This window comes from Stenotrophomonas sp. 22385, from assembly GCF_052045085.1.
In the GTDB taxonomy this organism is placed as follows: domain Bacteria; phylum Pseudomonadota; class Gammaproteobacteria; order Xanthomonadales; family Xanthomonadaceae; genus Stenotrophomonas.
Window position 1 is genome coordinate 13607 of record NZ_JBQEOG010000001.1, and the last position, 17276, is coordinate 30882.

The following is a 17276-nucleotide window of genomic DNA, read 5'->3' on the forward strand; positions in this document are numbered from 1 at the left end:
AGTACCGCTCAATGCCCAAGTTGTCGACCGCCGCTGCAGACTTTCCCACTTTCAACCGCTTCACCGCACTGGCCGGCGAATGCGCGGCCCAGGACCAGGCCATCGCACCCGAGTGTATCGGCAACAGGCCCCCGCCCCGTTCCACCAAGAACACCGCACCGACGCAGGTACTGAGTCCACGCGAGGCGGCGATACGCGAGGCGATCCTCGCCACCGGCGCGCCCGAGAGCCGGGCACTGGTACGCACGCTGGAGAAATACCTGGCTACGGCCACCACGCCCGAGGCGCGCGAGGCGGTGACGCTGCGCATGGAACAGGCGCTGGCCGCACGCGGACACGATGTGGCGGTGCTGCGCGACCTGGGCATCCATGCGCTGGACAGCGTGCTGACCCGCGTGGCGTGGACCACCTTGATGGCCGAACTGCCGGGCTGGGCCAGCAGCGCGCTGACCGCAGGGCAGCTGGCGCGCAGCGTGTTCACCGGCACCTGGAGCTGCGTGGCGACCGTGTTGCCGTCGTTGGCGGCGGCGCTGCCCACGCTGCGCACCCAGGCCGATTTCGATGCGCTGGTGCAGTCGCTGCCCGAGTCGGTTCGCGCCGGTCTGTGGACCCTGCACGAGAGCGTGGCACAGGCCGATGCGCAGCTGCGCCCCAACCTCGGCGGCGGGCACCTGCTGTCGGCATTGGCGGTGGCGGCGCTGCTGTGGCAGCTGCGGCAGGCGCTGCCGAAGCCGACGGCCCAGTTGCAGGGGATTGGCAAGTTCATCGCTGAGCTGCCGAAGCACTGGCAACAGCTTGCCGTGCTCAATGGTGTGGGCGGAGCGTTGTTCAAGCCGGTGGACGTAAACGAAGGCAGCGAACTTGCGGCGCCCAAGGTCAAGCTGACCCCCGAGGAGAAGCAGGCGCGCACCCTGCACCAGGATGCGGTGAATCGCGGCAGCGCCGTTGTACCGGCGTGGGACACCCGCGTTGACCACGTAGAACTTGCGACCGCACCCTACACACTGCAACCAGGGAGCGCCGTCGCTGAGCCGCCGGCCGAGCTGATGGAACCACGCCCTGACCTCGCCACCTCGCCGGCCAGCCGCCAGCAGGGCGGCTGGCTGGCGTGGCTCGGCGCGGGCATTGCTGCACTGGGCCAGACTGCACGCAGCGGTTTCCAGGCCGTGCCACAGGCGCCGCCTGCCGTGGAAATGACGTTGATGGGCCGCTCGGCGCTCACAGAGGTCACCTCGACCACGCCGCTGGTGCCCAGGGAAATCGGGGCAGCCACGGGAACAGCGGTAACGCGGGCGTTCCCCGGTCTGCGCAGGACGCCATTGGCCGTGGCCGCAGGGTTGGCGGTGACGGGCGTCGGCGCATTGGCGGTGGGGTTGAAGAATTACTTCTGGCCTGACACCGCGCCGCCGACACCTGCAGAACTTGCAGAGCGTCTGGCTGCGCAGGTGGCAGCACTTCCCAGCGGCCACTGGGGTACCGGCCTGGATCGGGTGCTGGGAGAACTGGAGATCACCCAGCGTGGCGCGCGCATGCGCCGCGCCGCGCCCGATGCCACGTCGACACCCTCAGGATCCTCCGTCGACGCCGGCACGCAGGTACAGGACGTCCCTGCCGATCTGCTGGACGCACTGCGGGCCGACCGCGCGCTGATGCAGCAGGTGCAGTCGATGCGCCTGTGGTCGGTGGCGGTGGCGCGTGAGATCGCCACCCACCCCGGCTGGGCATGGGTAGCGACGCTGCCCGCGTCCGAACAGGAGCTGTTGGTCAGCCAATGGCAACTGCTGCGTGAGCTTGCCCCCGCGCTCGCGCAGGTGGACGCGGCCACCGATGCAGCGATGGACGCTGCGTTGCAGAAGTCCGGTTGGCGTGGCCCCTGGCAGGATATCGAGGTGAAGCTGCCTGAAACCCAGGTGGCCGGCATCGTTGTGGACGACCGCCTGCCCCTGCTGCAGTACTGCCTGACGCGCGAGGCAGGGGAACGGCACGCCTTCCTGCGAGCAGGCGCCGAGGTATCCGCTGCCGAAAGCAAGCAGCTTGCCGCCTTCGTCAAGAGCGCCGATGCGCGCGGCCTGCGTGCGGCCATCAACGCCCGCATGGAACAGCTGCGTCCGGCGCTGAGCCAGGCGGTGCAGTCACGGCTGGTGATCGATGCGCTCAAGGCCAAGGCGCAGGGCGTACTGGGCAGTGGCAACGCGCACCGGCGAGGCGCCGATATCGTGCTCGGCTTCCTGCGCGGCACCGGCGAGGTCGAGCGCGCGACGCTGACCTATACCGATGGCGAAGTGAGGATCGAGCTGCCCAACTACCTGGTACTGCGCAGCGTCGAGCCGGACACCGAGGGCCAGGTAGTGCTGTACCGGTCGGACCTGTCCCGCTTCCAGGCATTCGGCGATGAAACCGCGTTCCGCCAGTTCCTGGATACCCAGCGCGCCCAGGTCGGCGCCTTCGCCGACGGTGACATGGGACGCACCTTGGCCGACGACATCGTGCAGTCCGCACGGCCGGAGGAGCGTGCCGAAGTAGACAGGCTGGTGAAGTCCTGGGAGGCGCGCCTGGCAGCCTTCCAGAGTGGCCAGCGCGGACCGCAGGCGTGGGACCCGTCCAAGAGTTTCACGCTGGCTTTCACCCGCGTCGACCACCCGGAAGGGGCGCGGCAACAGTGGGCCGACACGCTGATCGCGCACGGCGAGGTCCTGGCGCAGGAGCGGTTGCAGCGCAACCAGCTGCGCTGGAGCCCGCTGGGCATCGCCAACATCGCCGCCGAAACTGTGTACGGCGAGCAGCAGGAGCGCGTGCTGCAGACGCTGCGCACCCACGCGCATGCCGGCGTTACCGAGGCGATGGTCGGCGCGCTGCGCATGGCCGGTTTCCAAGGACCGCTCGATGCATTTGATCCAGATCTGGTAAGGCTGCGCGTAGGCGAGCTCGAAATGAACCTGATCGACTGGGCCACCCACGGCTGGCAGGGTCAGGGCCTGCGCCGCCCGGCGATGCCGGTCAATCTGCCGGACTGGTCCCCGGATGTCGGCGGCCTGCCCAACACGCGCCTGGAACCGGCGGCCTGGCTGGACGACGACACGCTGGATGCGATGCAGCTGGTCGCGTACAGCCGCGACGCGCAGGGCACGGTGCGCGAAGACGCGGCCCTGGGCGACCAGCTGCGGGACGCCTCCCTGCGTCGCGCGATCTGCGGCGCGCTGGAAGAATTCGCTGAGAGCAACCGCCTGGCCAATGCCTACATCAACCATTTGAAGAAGTTGCCGCACAGCGCCGATGGCCCGGTGTTCGCCAAGGCGCTGGGCGAGCAGATCCGCGCCCGTACCGCCTGGATGATCGAGGTGGCCCGGCAGGATGGCAGCCTCGACGATGCCACGTACCGCGCGCTGCAGGCCGCGCATGCCCAGCTCGATCCCCAGCGGACCCGGCCGTCGTCGTTGCAGGGCGTGACCATCAACGGCCGTCCCATCGTCGGGTTGTGGGCGATCCGCAGCAGTGCAGGGCGCCACGTGTTCCTGCCCGATACCGCGCACGGCGACCGCCTGCTGGATGAGCGTGCATTCGCTGCGTGGCTGCGCGAGCCCGAGGCGCAAGGCTATCTGGTCAAGCGTGCGCAGATCCGCTACCAGAAAACCCTGGAGAAGACGTTCGAGCACACTGCAAGCAGCCGGGGCATCCCGTTCGGGTTCACCCAGACACAGGGGCCGAAGGCGGCGGCCAGCGTGCTCTTCGATGCGCGGATGAGCGACGTGGACCAGATGACGGTGAGCCAGCTGGAGCGGCTGGGCGAGACGCTGAAGATGGTGGGGGGAATCGGCCTGGGCGCGCTCTGTTCGTTCGCCACCGGCGGCGCCGGTGTAGCGCTGTGCGTGGCGGGCACGCTGGGGCTGCTGGCCGATGACATCCGCGAGGGCATCCGACTGATGGAAAACGGCGACCGCGACGGCGCCATCCTTGCGTTGGGCGGCGGACTTCTCGGCGTGGTGGACATCGTGGAGCTCAGTGCCATTCCCGGCCTGGTCTATCAGATAGGCAAGCGCATCCGCAGCTTGCCCGACGCCATGGCCGCGCTGCGTCACTGGCAGCTGCAGGCGCGTGGTTTCACTGTCGACGGCCGGGTGAATGAAGCCTTCGAGGTCTCCCGGCAGTCGCTGGCCAGTATCGGCCTGCCGCTGCTGAAGCAGGCCGGGCCCGACGGCGCCACCGTCTATCGACAGGGCGAACGCACCTTCATCGAACAGGGCGGGTGCTACATCGAAGCAGCGCCGGGGGAGGACGGCGTGCTCCGCCTGCGCATGCCGGACGCGGCCGACGAACTGGGGCCTCCTGTGCAGTACAAGGACAACGCCTGGCAAAGGCAGCAGCAACAACCGTCGCCGCGACGCGGCACCACCACGCCCGCACCGCTGGGCAGACGCGAATGGATGAGCAGGTTGCCAGATGCAGAGAACCTTCCCCCGGAAAAGCTTGACGAGCTGGAGGCCGTGTTCGGCGTGCGTTCGCGTGCACCCTCACGCAGTGCCGATCTGCGCCATGTGATCCAGGAGCTCACCATCGACCAGCGCATCGAGCGGATTCTGAGCGAACCCGTAACGCTCGGGATGCCGGGCGACGAAGCCATCATCATGCGCGCCTGGGCCGACAGTCCTGCGTTGGGAAATGGCAAGGGCGTGGAAACCTTTATCGACACCCTTGGCGAGTGGACCCGTGGCGCACGCTTCGGTCGCGGCCCAGTGGGATTGATGGTGCGGGTCGAAGATACCCGGACCCTTCCCGGCATCGAAGCGCTGATTGACGCTTCGGATATCGATGCGCTGGCACAGCGTCTGAGCCTGTCCGCCGACAGCCCACGGGATGCGTTGGTAGCGGCCGTCCGCACCGAACTGGTGGAAACCATCAAGCTCGACCCGAAACAGAGCCGGACGACATGGCAGCGCTGGATCGCCGCGCAGCACCGCCTGCCCACCGCGGCCGACAACCTGGCCAAGCACTTCCCGGAGCTGACCAAGGCTGAGGCCGAAGAGATTGTCACTGCCGCCAGCAACAGGCAGAAGCGCGAGATGGAAGCGTGGATCTTCAATGAGCCCATCAGCGACGTTGTCGCCGACACGCTCACCAACCGCGCGCAGCGCCAGCAACGCCAGGCCGTGGTGAATGACGGCATCCGCACGCTCGCTGATGTGCAGCAGTTGGGAACGCACCTGCAGGCGGCACTGACCGGGCGCAGCATCACCGTCCTTGGAGATGGCAAGGACGGCTCTCTGCTGTTGGTCGCCTCCACCGCACCGGGTATCGATGCACGGATCGTTTTCACCCCCCGCAAGGGTGGGGCGATGGTCGTTTCGAATGCGCAGGGGAAGGTCCAGGCCAGCTGGCAGCAGGCGTTGTTCGATCAGTTGAACAAGAGCGAACAGACTGCGCTTGGCGACGCGGCCAGTCTGCGGCGAGCGGTGGTCGAGCACATGCGACAAACCCCGTTGATCCGGGCCTGCCTGCTGCCTCGCGCGCTGCCGGGGAACCGGGTAAGACGCAGTATCGACCCATGTGAGCCAGCCGCTGGCGTGTCCCTTTCTCAGGAGGAGGTTGCCGCCCGCGATGCCGTCAGCGATCGCCTTTACCAGGTGCACCAGCGTGCGGAGCGGGAGTATGCCGGCATCCGCGATCTGTTCGCCGAATCGGAAGCGCTGAAGGCCGAGAAACGTACCTTGCAGGCGCAGGGGCAGACATTGTCCGAGACAAAGCAGGCGCGCATGCGCGAGCTGGCATCGATGGACCTGATGCACGAGCGCAATTTCCGCGTCAAGAACTTCGTGGCCTACTCGCTGGGCGACCTGCGCCTGCACGGTGAGCCGGTGCCACTGGGGGAATTTCCGTTGCAGGGCGGTGCGTACAGCGGACCCCCGGTGGCATGGATGAGCGGCACGAACTACGTGGGCAATACTCCAATCCGCCGCGTGCTTGTGGCCGACGACCAGGTCGAGAAAACCTACAAGGGGAAGGGCAAACAGCGCACGGAGGTCCCGATTCCGCCCAATGACCGCTTCCGGTCCGATTACGCCATGGGCGCCGACCTGCTGACCACCAGCAGCGAGCGTGCCCGCAGTTCAGGCGTGGTGGTCCTGACCGAGGAAGATCTGCGTGCGCGGATTGGCCCGGAGGGCCCGGACGGGACGCCGGGTTGGGTCCGGCTGTCCGACCTTGACGATGCTGCGCTGGCCGGGCTGCCGCGTAGCGCACTACCAGAGACACTGCAGAAGCTGCTCGGTGATGCCCAGCTGCTGCCCTCCAACGTGCGCGAGCTCAAGCCCGGGCCCCATCGTGTGTTCGAGGTCCGCTCGTGCAGCGAGGGCAAGGTTATCGACAGATGGTTCGAGGAAATGATAGCTGCACGCCCGGAACTGGCCACGCCGCTGCGCGCCGCCGTCAACACACCGGTGGAAGCGTTGACAGGCACACTGGAGGTGGCATCGGACATGCATCCATGCGAAACCAGCTGCAACCGCCGCATGGCTGCGCTGATGAAGGTTTTGCCGAAGGTGAAGACGCGGGTGTACTACCACTTCGTCGACAACCCTGAGCGCACCGAATGGCGGCTGGGGCTGATGGTGAAGCGCGAAATGGAGCGCACCCGGTCGCAATGGGAGCCGACAGGTGAGGCCATCGACAAGGTGCGTGCCGGCATCCGCGCCGCGTTGCTGGACAAGGCCAACCCGCAGCGCCGCGAAGCGGCTGAAGCCGATTTGCTGCGCAACCCACCCCACGCCACAGACCTGCCGGTACCGCGTCTGTGGCTGCCGGAACGCGTGGAGGACGAAGGCATGTAAGCTACAGCGCAGGCAACGAAGGCGTGCACGGACACCCTCGTTGCCTGCGCGGGCGCCTTGCCAACACCCTCTTCACGCCGAGGCAGCGGGCCAACGGCGATCATTGCCCGGCCTGTGCCGTCGTGCAGATACCCCTGGAAGAAGAACATGCAGATCGAACGGAGCGGTCCCGGTGCGGTATTGAAGACGCTCGGCCCTCAGCCCCCGCGGACCCCTGCAGCTACCGCTGCCTCCCTCCTCTCCTCGGCCCAGGAGCATGCGCTGACCGCGCTGCGGGATCCTGAACTGAACTTTGAAACCTACGCACGACGCACTCTGACCGCCGAACTCGTTGGTCCTGGTGGCTACCTCACCCAAGGTTGGTTGCCGGAAGACAGTTATCGGTCCGGACCGGTGAGGCTGCTACGTGAGCAAGCCACCTCTGCGGACGGAGTGGCATGGGATGCCACCAACCTGACCCTGCAGCCGGACGTGCAGGTGATTGGCATGCGCGAGACGCAGGGCGGGGCGGACAGCTACTTCGTCTGCCAACCCGATCCGGATGATCCGCAGGCACCGCCGCGGTTCTTCACCCTGTGCATCGAATCGGGCCAGGGCACGGGCGTCTATGAAATCTTCGTGTCGCCGCCGCGCGACTGGCAGGCCTTCCTAGACCTGCTGGGGTGAGCCACTGGCTGCTCCCCTTGTTGCGCGCTCGACCCGTCCGGCTATCCTGTTGCCCATGATTTCAATGAAATACGCCCTGCCACTGATGTTCCTGTCGCTGGCCGCCGCCTCGACCGCGCACGCGCGCGGCACCATCGAGAAGGTGGACATCACCGGCCTGGACAGGAGCGACGATGCCGAGATGATCGAAAACATCGAGGTGTCCTTGTCGCTGTATGACACCATCGGCAAGGTCCAGGGCGAATCGCGGCTGGAATATCTGCTGTCGCAGGCCGAGCGCCAGACCCGGCGGGCGCTGGAGCCGTTCGGCTACTACAACCCGGTGATCAAGGTCGAAAGCCCCCGCGAAGGCGACAACCTGCGCGTGGTGATCCACGTCGACCGTGGCCCGCCGACCCTGGTGCGGCGCGAGAACATCGACATCACCGGACCGGCGCAGTTGGACCAGTACCTGCAGGAAGACCTGGAAAGCTTCCGGCCGCGCAAGGGCCAGCGCTTCGAGCATACGCTGTACGACGCAAGCCGCGTGACCATCACCCGGCGCCTGGCCGAGCGTGGCTACTTCGACGCCGATTTCACCCAGCGCCGGGTGGAGATCACCCGTGCCGAGAATGCGGCCGACATCGACCTCACCTGGGACAGCGGCCGCCGCTACAACATGGGCGACATCCGCTTCCACCAGGATTACTTCGTGGAGCGCCTGTTCGACCCGCTGGTGTACTGGGAAAAGGGCAGCTACTTCCACGAAGGCAAGCTGGACCGCCTGCGCGAATCGCTGACCAAGCTTGATTACTTCAGCGTCATCGACATCCAGCCGCAGCCGGACCAGGCCGACGGGAACGGCAACGTGCCGGTGGATGTCACCCTGACCCGGGCCAAGCGCAGCATCTACACCGCCGGTATCAGCTACGGCAGCGAGAGCGGCGCCGGTGTGCGCGGGGGACTGGAGCGGCGCTTCCTCAACAGCCGCGGGCACAAGATGAACACCCAGCTGGACTATGCGCAGAAACGCAAGAGTCTGGTCACCACCTACCGGGTACCGGCGTTCAAGTGGCTCGACGGCTGGTACGGGCTTACCGCCAGCGCCTACGACGAGCAGACCGATTACATCGACCTGCGCAACTTCAAGCTGATCGGCAGCCGCAGCGGCGAAATCAACGAAAACTGGACCGCCATCGCCTCGATCAACGCCCTGCGCGAGCGCTGGCGCTATGCGTCGGGCACCGAATTCACCGGTGCGATCTACAACACTTCCACGCTGGTGTACCCGCAGCTGGTGGCCGACTATGTAAACGTCGATGACCGGCTGGCCCCTCGCAGCGGCATCAGCGGCAGCGCCACCGTGCGCGGCGGCATTGAAGGCGCGGGCTCGGATACCAGCTTCGTGCAGGCCAGCATGATGCTGCGCTGGTTCATTCCGGTCGGTGATGCGGACCGCCTGATCCTGCGCGGCGAAGGCGGTACCACCTGGACCAGCGATCTGGTGGCGATGCCGCCGAGCCTGCGCTTCTTCGCCGGTGGCGACCGCAGCATCCGTGGCTACGCCTTCCGTGAAGTGGGCCCACGTACCCCACCACCGGACAAGTTCGCGCTGGGCGCCAAGAATCTGGTGACCGCGTCGGCCGAATACGAGCACTACTTCAAGGGCGGTCCGTGGGGCGGCGCGGTGTTCGTCGATACCGGCAGCGCGTTTGACAACACCATCGACCTGCATACCGGCGTGGGCTTCGGCGTGCGCTGGAAATCCCCGGTGGGCCCGGTGCGCGTGGATATCGCCCACGGCCTGAACAATCCCGATTCCAAGTTCCAGCTGTACCTGAGCGTGGGGGCCGACCTGTGAGCACGCCGACCTCGACCGCGCCCACCCCGCCGCCACCGCGCGTGCGTTTCTACCGCAGGCGCCGGTTCTGGGCATGGTCCGGCTTTACCGTGCTGGGCCTGGTACTGCTGGCGCTGCTGCTGCTGTACTGGCTGCTGCAGACCGTGGCCGGGCGTGATGTGCTGCTGGCCCAGGTGGTGGCGCGGCTGCCGGTGGGTGCCACGCTGACCTGGAGCAAGGTTGATGGCCCGGTGGCCGGGCCGCTGGTGCTGCACAACCTGGATTTCCGCTACGACGACATCCACTTCACCGCCGAGCGCGCCTATCTGGATCCGGATATCCGCCCGCTGCTGGGGCGCAAGCTGCAGCTGGATGCGCTGCAGATCACGAACGCCACCTTGAACCTGGCCAAGAGCGATGAACCGTTCGAGATGCCCTCGTGGCCTGGTTCGCTGCCGCAGATCGAGATGCCACTGGCGATCCAGGCCGATACCATCACCATTGACGGCTTCCGCATCACCCAGGCGCAGGAACCGCTGATCGACATCACCAGGCTGCGCGGCGGACTGGAAGTGGCCAATGGCGAATTCCGCGCGAGCCAGCTGAAGGTCGACAGCGACCTTGGCGATTTCCGCGTGGACGGCCGCTATGTGCCGCGCAACGACTATTCCACCGACATCACCATCGGCGCGGTGCTGCCGGCCCCGCGCGGGCGCACCCCGGCGCGGCTGGGCCTGGTGGCCCGGGGTAATCTGGGCCGCATGGAAATCGCGCTGGCCGGGCATGCACCCGCGCCGCTGCACGCCAGCCTGATCTTCGACGGCCGCGATGAGCCGGTGTGGAAGGCCAGTGCGCGCAGCAAGGAACTGGATCTGGCACTGCTGGTGCCGGGCAGGGATGGCAGCACCAGCACGCCGCTGTCGCTGGATTTCAATGCCAGCGGCAAGGGCGGGCAGGCCAACCTGCAGGGCCGCATCCAGCAGGGCGAGCTGGCCGTGGAGCTGGCGCCGTCCAAGGTCGGCCTCGCCGACCAGGTGCTGACCGTGTCGCCGCTGGTGGTGAAGGGCTTTGGTGGCCAGGCCCGGCTGCAGGGCACCGCCGATTTCCGTGACCGCGAAAATGCCAGCCTGCGTTTTTCGATCGTCGCCAACGACCTGACCTTCGTTCCCGAAGCCGATCCCGCCACGCCAGGCGCGGCCAAGCCGGTGCCGGTGACGCTCAACGAAGCGCGCATGGGCCTGGCCGGCACGCTCAAGAACTGGGCGGCGGTCGGCACGGCCTCTGTGGAGCGCGAACAGCAATCGGCCGACCTGACGTTCGATGTGCGCGGCAGCGACACCGCCGCCCGGATCGAGCAGCTGCAGGCCAAGACCCCCGGCGGCGCGCTCGACGTGACCGGCCAGGTGGCGTGGGCGCCGCAACTGGATTGGGACGTGGCCGCCAAGCTGGCTGCATTCGATCCCGGCTACTTCGTGCCCGGGTGGGATGGCCGCCTGTCCGGCAACGTGGCCTCCAAGGGCCGCCAGTTGCCGCCGCCGGCGGGCAGCCCGGCCGGTACCGCCGGCATCTACGAAGCCACCGTGGACGTGCCCGGCATCAACGGCATGCTGCGCAACCGCCGCGTGGATGCGCAGGGCCGCTTTGCGCTGCGCGGGCAGCAGGGCGAAGGCAACGTGCGCCTGGCGGTGGGCAACAGCCGCCTGACCGCGCGCGGCAGCGTCGGTGATCGTCTTGATGTGCAGGCCCAGCTGGAACCAGTGCAGCTGGATGACCTGATGCCCGGCAGCACCGGCACGCTGCGTGGCCAGGTGCAGGTGCGCGGGCCGCGTACCGCACCGGACATCACTGCCGACCTGGTCGGCAGTGGGCTGCGCTATGCCGATTACAGCGCTGAAGCGCTGAGCATCCGTGGCCGCCTGCCGTGGCAGGGCAGCAACGGCACGCTGGCGCTGCAGGGCACCAAGGTGCAGGCCGGCATGCTGCTGGACACGATCAACGTGAATGCACGCGGCAGCGTGTCCAACCTCCGGCTGGATGCGCAGGCCAGGAACGACCTGGGCGCGGTGGCTTTGGAGGGCGGGGTACGCCAGCAGGGCAATGTCTGGCGGGGCGATATCGCCGCGCTGCGGATCGCACCGGTCAAGGGCGATGCATGGGCCCTGCGCGCACCGGCCACCTTCGGCATCCAGGGCAGCGCCTTCACCCTGTCCGATACCTGCCTGGGCGCGGCCACCGGCGGCGCGCTGTGCGCCAGCGCCAACTGGCCGCGCGATGGGTTGAAGGTGCGCGGCGACGCGTTGCCGCTGGCGCTGGTGCAGCCGTGGCTGCCGCCGCAATCCGGGCGACGGCTGCACCTGCGCGGCGAAATCACCCTGGATGGGCAGATCCGTCCGCGCGGCAATGCCTGGGAAGGCAGCGCCAGGATCGCCTCGCTGGAAGGCGGCATCCGCCTGGGCGACAACGCGCGCGGCGAGCTGGTGCGCTACGACCAGTTCTCGGCCACGCTCGAAATGACCCCGGCGCAGATCAACGCCAAGCTCGGTGTCGGCTTCCAGGGCAACGGCTTCGTCGATGCCAAGGTGCAGACCGGCTGGGACGCCAACGCGCCGCTCAACGGTGAGCTGTACCTCAACATGTCGCGGCTGTACTGGATCGAGCTGTTCTCGCCCGACATCGTGCGCCCCACCGGCCTGATCGAGGGCCATGTCAGCCTGCGCGGTACGCGCGGCACGCCATCGCTGGGCGGCGATGCCAAGCTGAGCAACTTCAAGGGCGAGTTCCCCGCACTGGGCCTGACCTTCGACCAGGGCAGCGGCAGCTTCACCGCGCAGCCGGATGGTTCGGCGAAGATCACCGCGCAGGCGAACTCGGGCAAGGGCACGCTGTATGTCGACGGCGGGCTGTCGTGGTTCGGCGATGCACAGCCGCTGCAGCTGCATATCCACGGCGAGAACGTGCTGCTGTCCAACACGCCGGAACTGCGCATCGTGGCGAACCCCAACCTCGATTTCACCCTGGCCAAGGCCGCCATGCAGCTGCGCGGCACCGTGCATGTGCCCGAGGCGGACCTGGACCTGGAGCGGCTGGATCGCGGTACGTCGGTGTCCGAAGACGTGGTGGTGCTGGACCCGGCCGATCCAGAGGAAGGCCCGAGCCTGCCGCTGGATATGGACCTGACCGTGAGCCTGGGCGACAACGTGCGCATGGCCGGCTTCGGCCTGAAGGGCGGGCTGGGCGGCAAGATGCAGGTGTGGTCGCGGCCGGGCCGCGAGATGACCGCCAATGGCGCGCTGGAAGTGAGCGGGCGCTACAAGGCCTATGGGCAGGACCTGACCATCACCCGCGGCAACCTCAACTGGAACTTCAACGCAGTGTCCGATCCGCGCATCAACATCCGGGCCGAACGCCGGGTGGGTGATGTCACGGCGGGCATCGACGTGACCGGCCGCGCGCAATCGCCGCGGGTGGATGTGTGGTCGGAGCCGTCGATGTCGCAGTCCGAAGCGCTGGCGTTCCTGGTGCTGGGGCGCAGCCTCACCGGCGCCAGCAGCGACCAGACCCAGCAGGTGAACGCGGCCTCGGCTGCGCTGTCGGCCGGCAGCGGCCTGCTGGCCTCGCAGCTGGGTGCCAGGCTCGGGCTGGACGATGCCGGCGTCAGCCAGTCGCGCGCGCTGGGCGGTTCGGTGATCGGCGTGGGCAAGTACATCTCGCCCAAGCTGTACGTCGGCTACGGCGTCTCGCTGGTTGGCAGCGGTTCGGTACTCACGCTGAAGTACCTGCTGCGCCGTGGCTTCGACATCGAAATCGAGTCCAGCACGGTAGAAAACCGCGGCTCCCTCAACTGGCGAAAAGAAAAGTAGAGCCAGGCCCTGCCTGGCTGCCGGCCGGGCGCTCGCCCGGCACGGCCGCGGGAATGATCGACACCGGGCCTCCGCCGCCCGCGCGATAGCGGGCCCGACACCGGTAGGGTCGCATCCCAATCGACCGCCGACGCGGCGCCAGCGCACGGTGATGGCATTGCAGCAATCGGCATCGCGCCTCCGTCAGCCATGCAATTGGTCCATGCGTCAAAGAGATCGCGACCAGGGTCGGCGGTCGTTTGGGAACCGACCCTACGCCGCCGGAACACAGTCGGGGATCGGCCCCGCCCCACCCCTGACCATCGGGCGTTGCCCCACCGGCCCCCAGTAGCTAAGGTGCCCGCTCGTTCCGCCGTACTGGATGCACCCATGCCCGCACGCAAGCCCCTCAGCGCCGCCCTGGCCCTTGGCCTCACCCTCGCCGCCGGCGCCCACGCCGACGAAGGCATGTGGATGCCGACCCAGCTGCCGGACCTGGCCAAGCCGCTGAAAGCTGCAGGCTTCAAAGGCAACCCGGCCGACCTGGCCAACGTGACCGCGGCACCGCTGAGTGCCGTGGTCCGTGCGGGTGGTGGCACCGGCTCGTTCGTCTCCGAAGACGGCCTGCTGCTGACCAACCACCATGTGGCCATGGGCGTGATCCAGTACAACACCACCGCCGAGCACAACCTGATCGACGGCGGCTTCATCGCCCAGGGCCGCAGCGATGAGCGCCCGTCCAACCCGGATTTCCGCGTGCTGGTCACCACCGGCTTCGACAGGGTCACCGATGAGGTGCTGCGCGATGCGCGCGGCAAGACCGGCCGCGCGTATTTCGATGCGGTGGACCGCGCCAGCAAGCGGCTGGTGGCCGAATGCGAGCAGGAAGGCAACGTGCGCTGCAGCGTGGCCGACATGTACTACGGCACCGATTTCTACCGCATCCGCCAGCTGGAGCTGAGCGACGTGCGCCTCGTCTACGCCCCCCCGCGTGCGATCGGCAACTACGGCGATGAGATCGACAACTTCATGTGGCCACGCCACACCGGCGATTTCACCCTGCTGCGCGCCTACGTGGGCAAGGACGGCAAGCCGGCCGCCTACAGCCCGGACAACGTGCCCTACCACCCGCCGGCGCACCTGAAGATGGCGGTCGATGGGCCGAAAACCGGTGATTTTGCGATGCTGGCCGGTTACCCGGGCATCACCTACCGCCACCGCACGGCCGCCGAGTTCGCCGGCCAGATCGAGACGGTGCTGCCGCGCCGGGTGGCGGTGTTCCAGCAGATGATCGACACCATCGAAGCGGCTGCCGCCAAGGATGCGCAGGCGCGCACCCGTTACGCCGCGCAGCTGCAGTCGCTGAAGAACAACCGCAAGCGTGCTGCCGGTGAGCTGGAAGGCCTGCTGCGCAGCGATGCCAGGACCCAGCGCGCCACTGACGAAGCAGCGATGCTGAAGGCCACCGATGCGGCCTTGCAGCCGGACATCCAGGCCCTGCTGGGCTCGCTGTCGCAGGGCGCATCGATGGGCGAGCGCGATTTCGTTCTGGAACAGGCCGCCGCGCAGAGCCAGCTGCTGCGTTCGGCGCTGTTGCTGGAGCGCCTGCGCATCGAATCGGCCAAGCCCGATGCCGAGCGTGAGAGCGGCTACCAGCAGCGCGACCAGGCGCTGATCGAGGGCACTCTCAAGCAGGTCCAGCGCCGCTATGCGCCGTCCGTGGAAAAGGCGTTGCTGACCGACCTGCTGACCCGCTACCAGCAGCTGCCCGATGCGCAGCGTGTGCCCGAGTTCGACGCCGCGTTCGGCCGCACCCCGGCCGCGCTGGCCAAGGCACTGGACGCGCTCTACAGCGGCACCCGGTTGGGTGACGAAGCCGAGCGCCTGAGCCGCTTTGCCGCCGCCAAGGAGGGCAGGCCGCTGGCGCACGACCCGCTCATCGACCTGGCCGGCCCGCTGGTGACCGCGCAGCTGCGCCTGGAAGACCAGCGCAAGGAACGCGAAGGCGAACAGCTGCGCCTGCGCCCGGCCTACATGCAGGCGCTGTTTGCCTGGCGTGCCAAGCAGGGCCGCGCGGTGTACCCGGATGCCAACCGGACCCTGCGCATCAGCTACGGCAAGGTGGAAGCGCTGTCGCCGCGCGATGCGGTGCGTTTCGACCCGGTCACCACCGTGGCCGGCATCGTGGAGAAAAACACCAACGCGTACCCGTTCGATGCGCCCAAGCCGCTGTTGGCGGCGATCGCCAAGGGTGATTTCGGCAGCACCGCCGATCCCGTGCTGAAAACCCAGACGGTCAATTTCCTGACCAACCTGGACACCACCGGCGGCAACTCCGGCTCGCCGGTGCTCAATGCGCGCGGAGAGCTGATTGGGCTGAACTTCGACAGCAACTGGGAATCGGTCAGCGCCAGCTGGTGGTTCGACCCGCGCTTCAAGCGCGCGGTGCACGTGGACATGCGCTACCTGCGCTGGCTGCTGGCCAAGGTCTATCCCGCGCCGGGGCTGCTGCAGGAGATGGGCGTTCCGGCCGAATAAGGCGGAGACAATCCGATCCAGTTCATCTGCAGGGGTGCGCGCAGCAGATCCAGCTCGTTGCCAAGTGGGTTGTTCGGGTCCCAGACATTTGGATTCGCCGTGGCGGCGGGGCGCTCTGGCGGAGTGGCGCCGTTCCACGCCGCCAGGTGCAACTGCAGCCCGCCTCCGTGTTGGGCGGGCTGCGGGGGAAGCTCCTGGAACCCCACCACCCTCACTTCAGTGGGCTGGATGCCACGTTGCAGGCCGTGCACGACCATTTCGGCGCCGATTGCCAGCACGGCCAGTTCCTGCCAGGCCTGCGGCACGGGGAACGGCAACAGAAGGAACTCGCGGTGCAGCTCGCGCAGCAGGTGGGCGTGGATATGACTTTGCGGGCGTGGAATGGCGGGATCAGCGGCAGGGTCCAGCGACGGGGCTGATTCCAGTTCGTGCAGGTAATGCACCAGGTGCAACGTGCCCCGTTCCTCAGCGCTGAACGGACCCGCTGCGGCGCCTGGCCGGGGCGAGACCAGGCATTGGTACACCTTCGCCATTGCCCAGCGGCTGTCGGGATCCGATGGCGGTGCGGTATGGGTCTGTAGCGGGAAGTTCTCCACCGAACGCAGCAGCATGCTTACGTCACTGCACGTGCTCGCACGCTGCGTCGGTGGCAGCGAGATTTCCAGGCGCTGGCGCAGCAACGGGGTAAGCGGGTCCGGGCGCAGGGTAGCTTCGGGCATGGGGCATCCATGAAGGTGGTGGCCTTTCACGCTGCCTGCGGCGTCGGGCCGGGACAAGTGGCATCCACGACGTCGCGCATCACCGGATTTGGCTCACCCGCTCCACGCGGCTAGACTGCAGGCTGGACCGGGGGGATGCGACGGCGCGTGACGGCAGCACGGGAACTGGAAGGACTGCATGTCTGGGTGGTCGAAGACGACGCCGAGCTGCAGGCGCTGCTGCTGGACGAGCTGGCCTGGCGCGGGGCGACCGTGCGCGGCCTGGGCAGCGCCGAAGCGCTGTACCGCGCGCTGCTGAGCGACCGCTGCGACATCGTGGTACTCGATGTGGGCCTTCCGGGCGAGGACGGCTACGCGGTGGCCAGCCATCTGCGCGCGTCGCAGTCGATCGGCATCGTCATGCTGACCGGCCGCAGTGATGCGCGCGACATGGCACTGGGGCTGACCCAGGGCGCCGATCTCTACCTGGTCAAACCCCCGGACATGGATGTGCTGGTCGCCGGCCTGCACAGCCTTCGCCGTCGCCTGCCGCTGCTGCCCTCCGGTCCGGCAGTTGCTGCCACAGCGCCGCCGCCACGCTGGCGCCTCGCCGATGACGACTGGACCCTGCATGCACCGACCGCCGCGACGCTGGCGCTTACGGTAATGGAGCGCGGTGTGCTGCAGCGGCTGTTCCACGCCGCAGGCGCGGCGGTCACCCGCGAGCAGCTGATCGCCAACATCACCGACGCTCCCTGGGATTTCGACCCGCACCGCCTGGATGTACTGGTGCACCGCCTGCGTACACGCGTGCGCAGCGCCACCGGCGTGGAGTTGCCGATCCGCGCGCTACGCGGCCAGGGCTACCTCCTGACCGTCTGATCCGCTGCCCGGC

At 67.8% G+C, this 17276-nt stretch carries 7 protein-coding genes; 6 read left to right on the plus strand and 1 reads right to left on the minus strand.

The annotated features are described in order from the left end of the window. Window positions 1–11: 11 nt before the first annotated feature. The 5 genes from ACTJI4_RS00065 to ACTJI4_RS00085 all read left to right on the plus strand — a co-directional run bounded on the left by ACTJI4_RS00065 (window position 12) and on the right by ACTJI4_RS00085 (window position 15683). Entirely contained in the window at window positions 12–6821 is a 6810-nt protein-coding gene (locus ACTJI4_RS00065; protein WP_440868167.1) for a hypothetical protein, read from the plus strand. A 147-nt stretch (window positions 6822–6968) separates the two neighbouring features. After that, the gene (locus ACTJI4_RS00070; RefSeq protein ID WP_392922091.1) at window positions 6969–7487 is read left to right on the plus strand and encodes a hypothetical protein; all 519 of its coding nucleotides are present in this window, start codon (window positions 6969–6971) and stop codon (window positions 7485–7487) included. 55 nt (window positions 7488–7542) lie between these two features. Then, the gene (locus ACTJI4_RS00075; protein WP_440868168.1) at window positions 7543–9327 is read left to right on the plus strand and encodes an autotransporter assembly complex protein TamA; all 1785 of its coding nucleotides are present in this window, start codon (window positions 7543–7545) and stop codon (window positions 9325–9327) included. Further along, window positions 9324–13166 (plus strand): translocation/assembly module TamB domain-containing protein, encoded by a 3843-nt coding sequence (locus tag ACTJI4_RS00080; RefSeq protein ID WP_440868169.1) that lies wholly within the window; start codon window positions 9324–9326, stop codon window positions 13164–13166. Before ACTJI4_RS00075 ends, ACTJI4_RS00080 begins: the two co-directional genes overlap by 4 nt. A gap of 369 nt (window positions 13167–13535) precedes the next feature. After that, on the plus strand, window positions 13536–15683 hold the full coding sequence (locus ACTJI4_RS00085) for a S46 family peptidase (protein ID WP_440868170.1): 2148 nt from the start codon (window positions 13536–13538) through the stop codon (window positions 15681–15683). Here the strand turns inward: ACTJI4_RS00085 and ACTJI4_RS00090 are convergent. Beyond that, window positions 15635–16402 carry a hypothetical protein gene (locus tag ACTJI4_RS00090; protein ID WP_440868171.1) on the minus strand — a complete coding sequence of 256 codons (768 nt, stop codon included), beginning with the start codon at window positions 16400–16402 and terminating at the stop codon, window positions 15635–15637. The genes ACTJI4_RS00085 and ACTJI4_RS00090 overlap by 49 nt on opposite strands. 147 nt (window positions 16403–16549) lie before the next feature. Here ACTJI4_RS00090 and ACTJI4_RS00095 point away from each other — a divergent pair, with 147 nt between their 5' ends. Then, window positions 16550–17263, plus strand: a complete 714-nt coding sequence (locus ACTJI4_RS00095) for a response regulator transcription factor (RefSeq protein WP_392922106.1) — start codon at window positions 16550–16552, stop codon at window positions 17261–17263. Window positions 17264–17276: the final 13 nt, after the last annotated feature.

Excerpts from the sequence above, each read along its gene's own strand:
- ACTJI4_RS00065 (WP_440868167.1), top strand. The coding sequence starts at position 12 with ATGCCCAAGTTGTCGACCGCCGCTGCAGACTTTCCCACTTTCAACCGC.
- ACTJI4_RS00075 (WP_440868168.1), top strand. The coding sequence starts at position 7,543 with ATGATTTCAATGAAATACGCCCTGCCACTGATGTTCCTGTCGCTGGCC.
- ACTJI4_RS00085 (WP_440868170.1), top strand. The coding sequence starts at position 13,536 with ATGCCCGCACGCAAGCCCCTCAGCGCCGCCCTGGCCCTTGGCCTCACC.
- ACTJI4_RS00070 (WP_392922091.1), top strand. The coding sequence starts at position 6,969 with ATGCAGATCGAACGGAGCGGTCCCGGTGCGGTATTGAAGACGCTCGGC.
- ACTJI4_RS00090 (WP_440868171.1), bottom strand. The coding sequence starts at position 16,402 with ATGCCCGAAGCTACCCTGCGCCCGGACCCGCTTACCCCGTTGCTGCGC.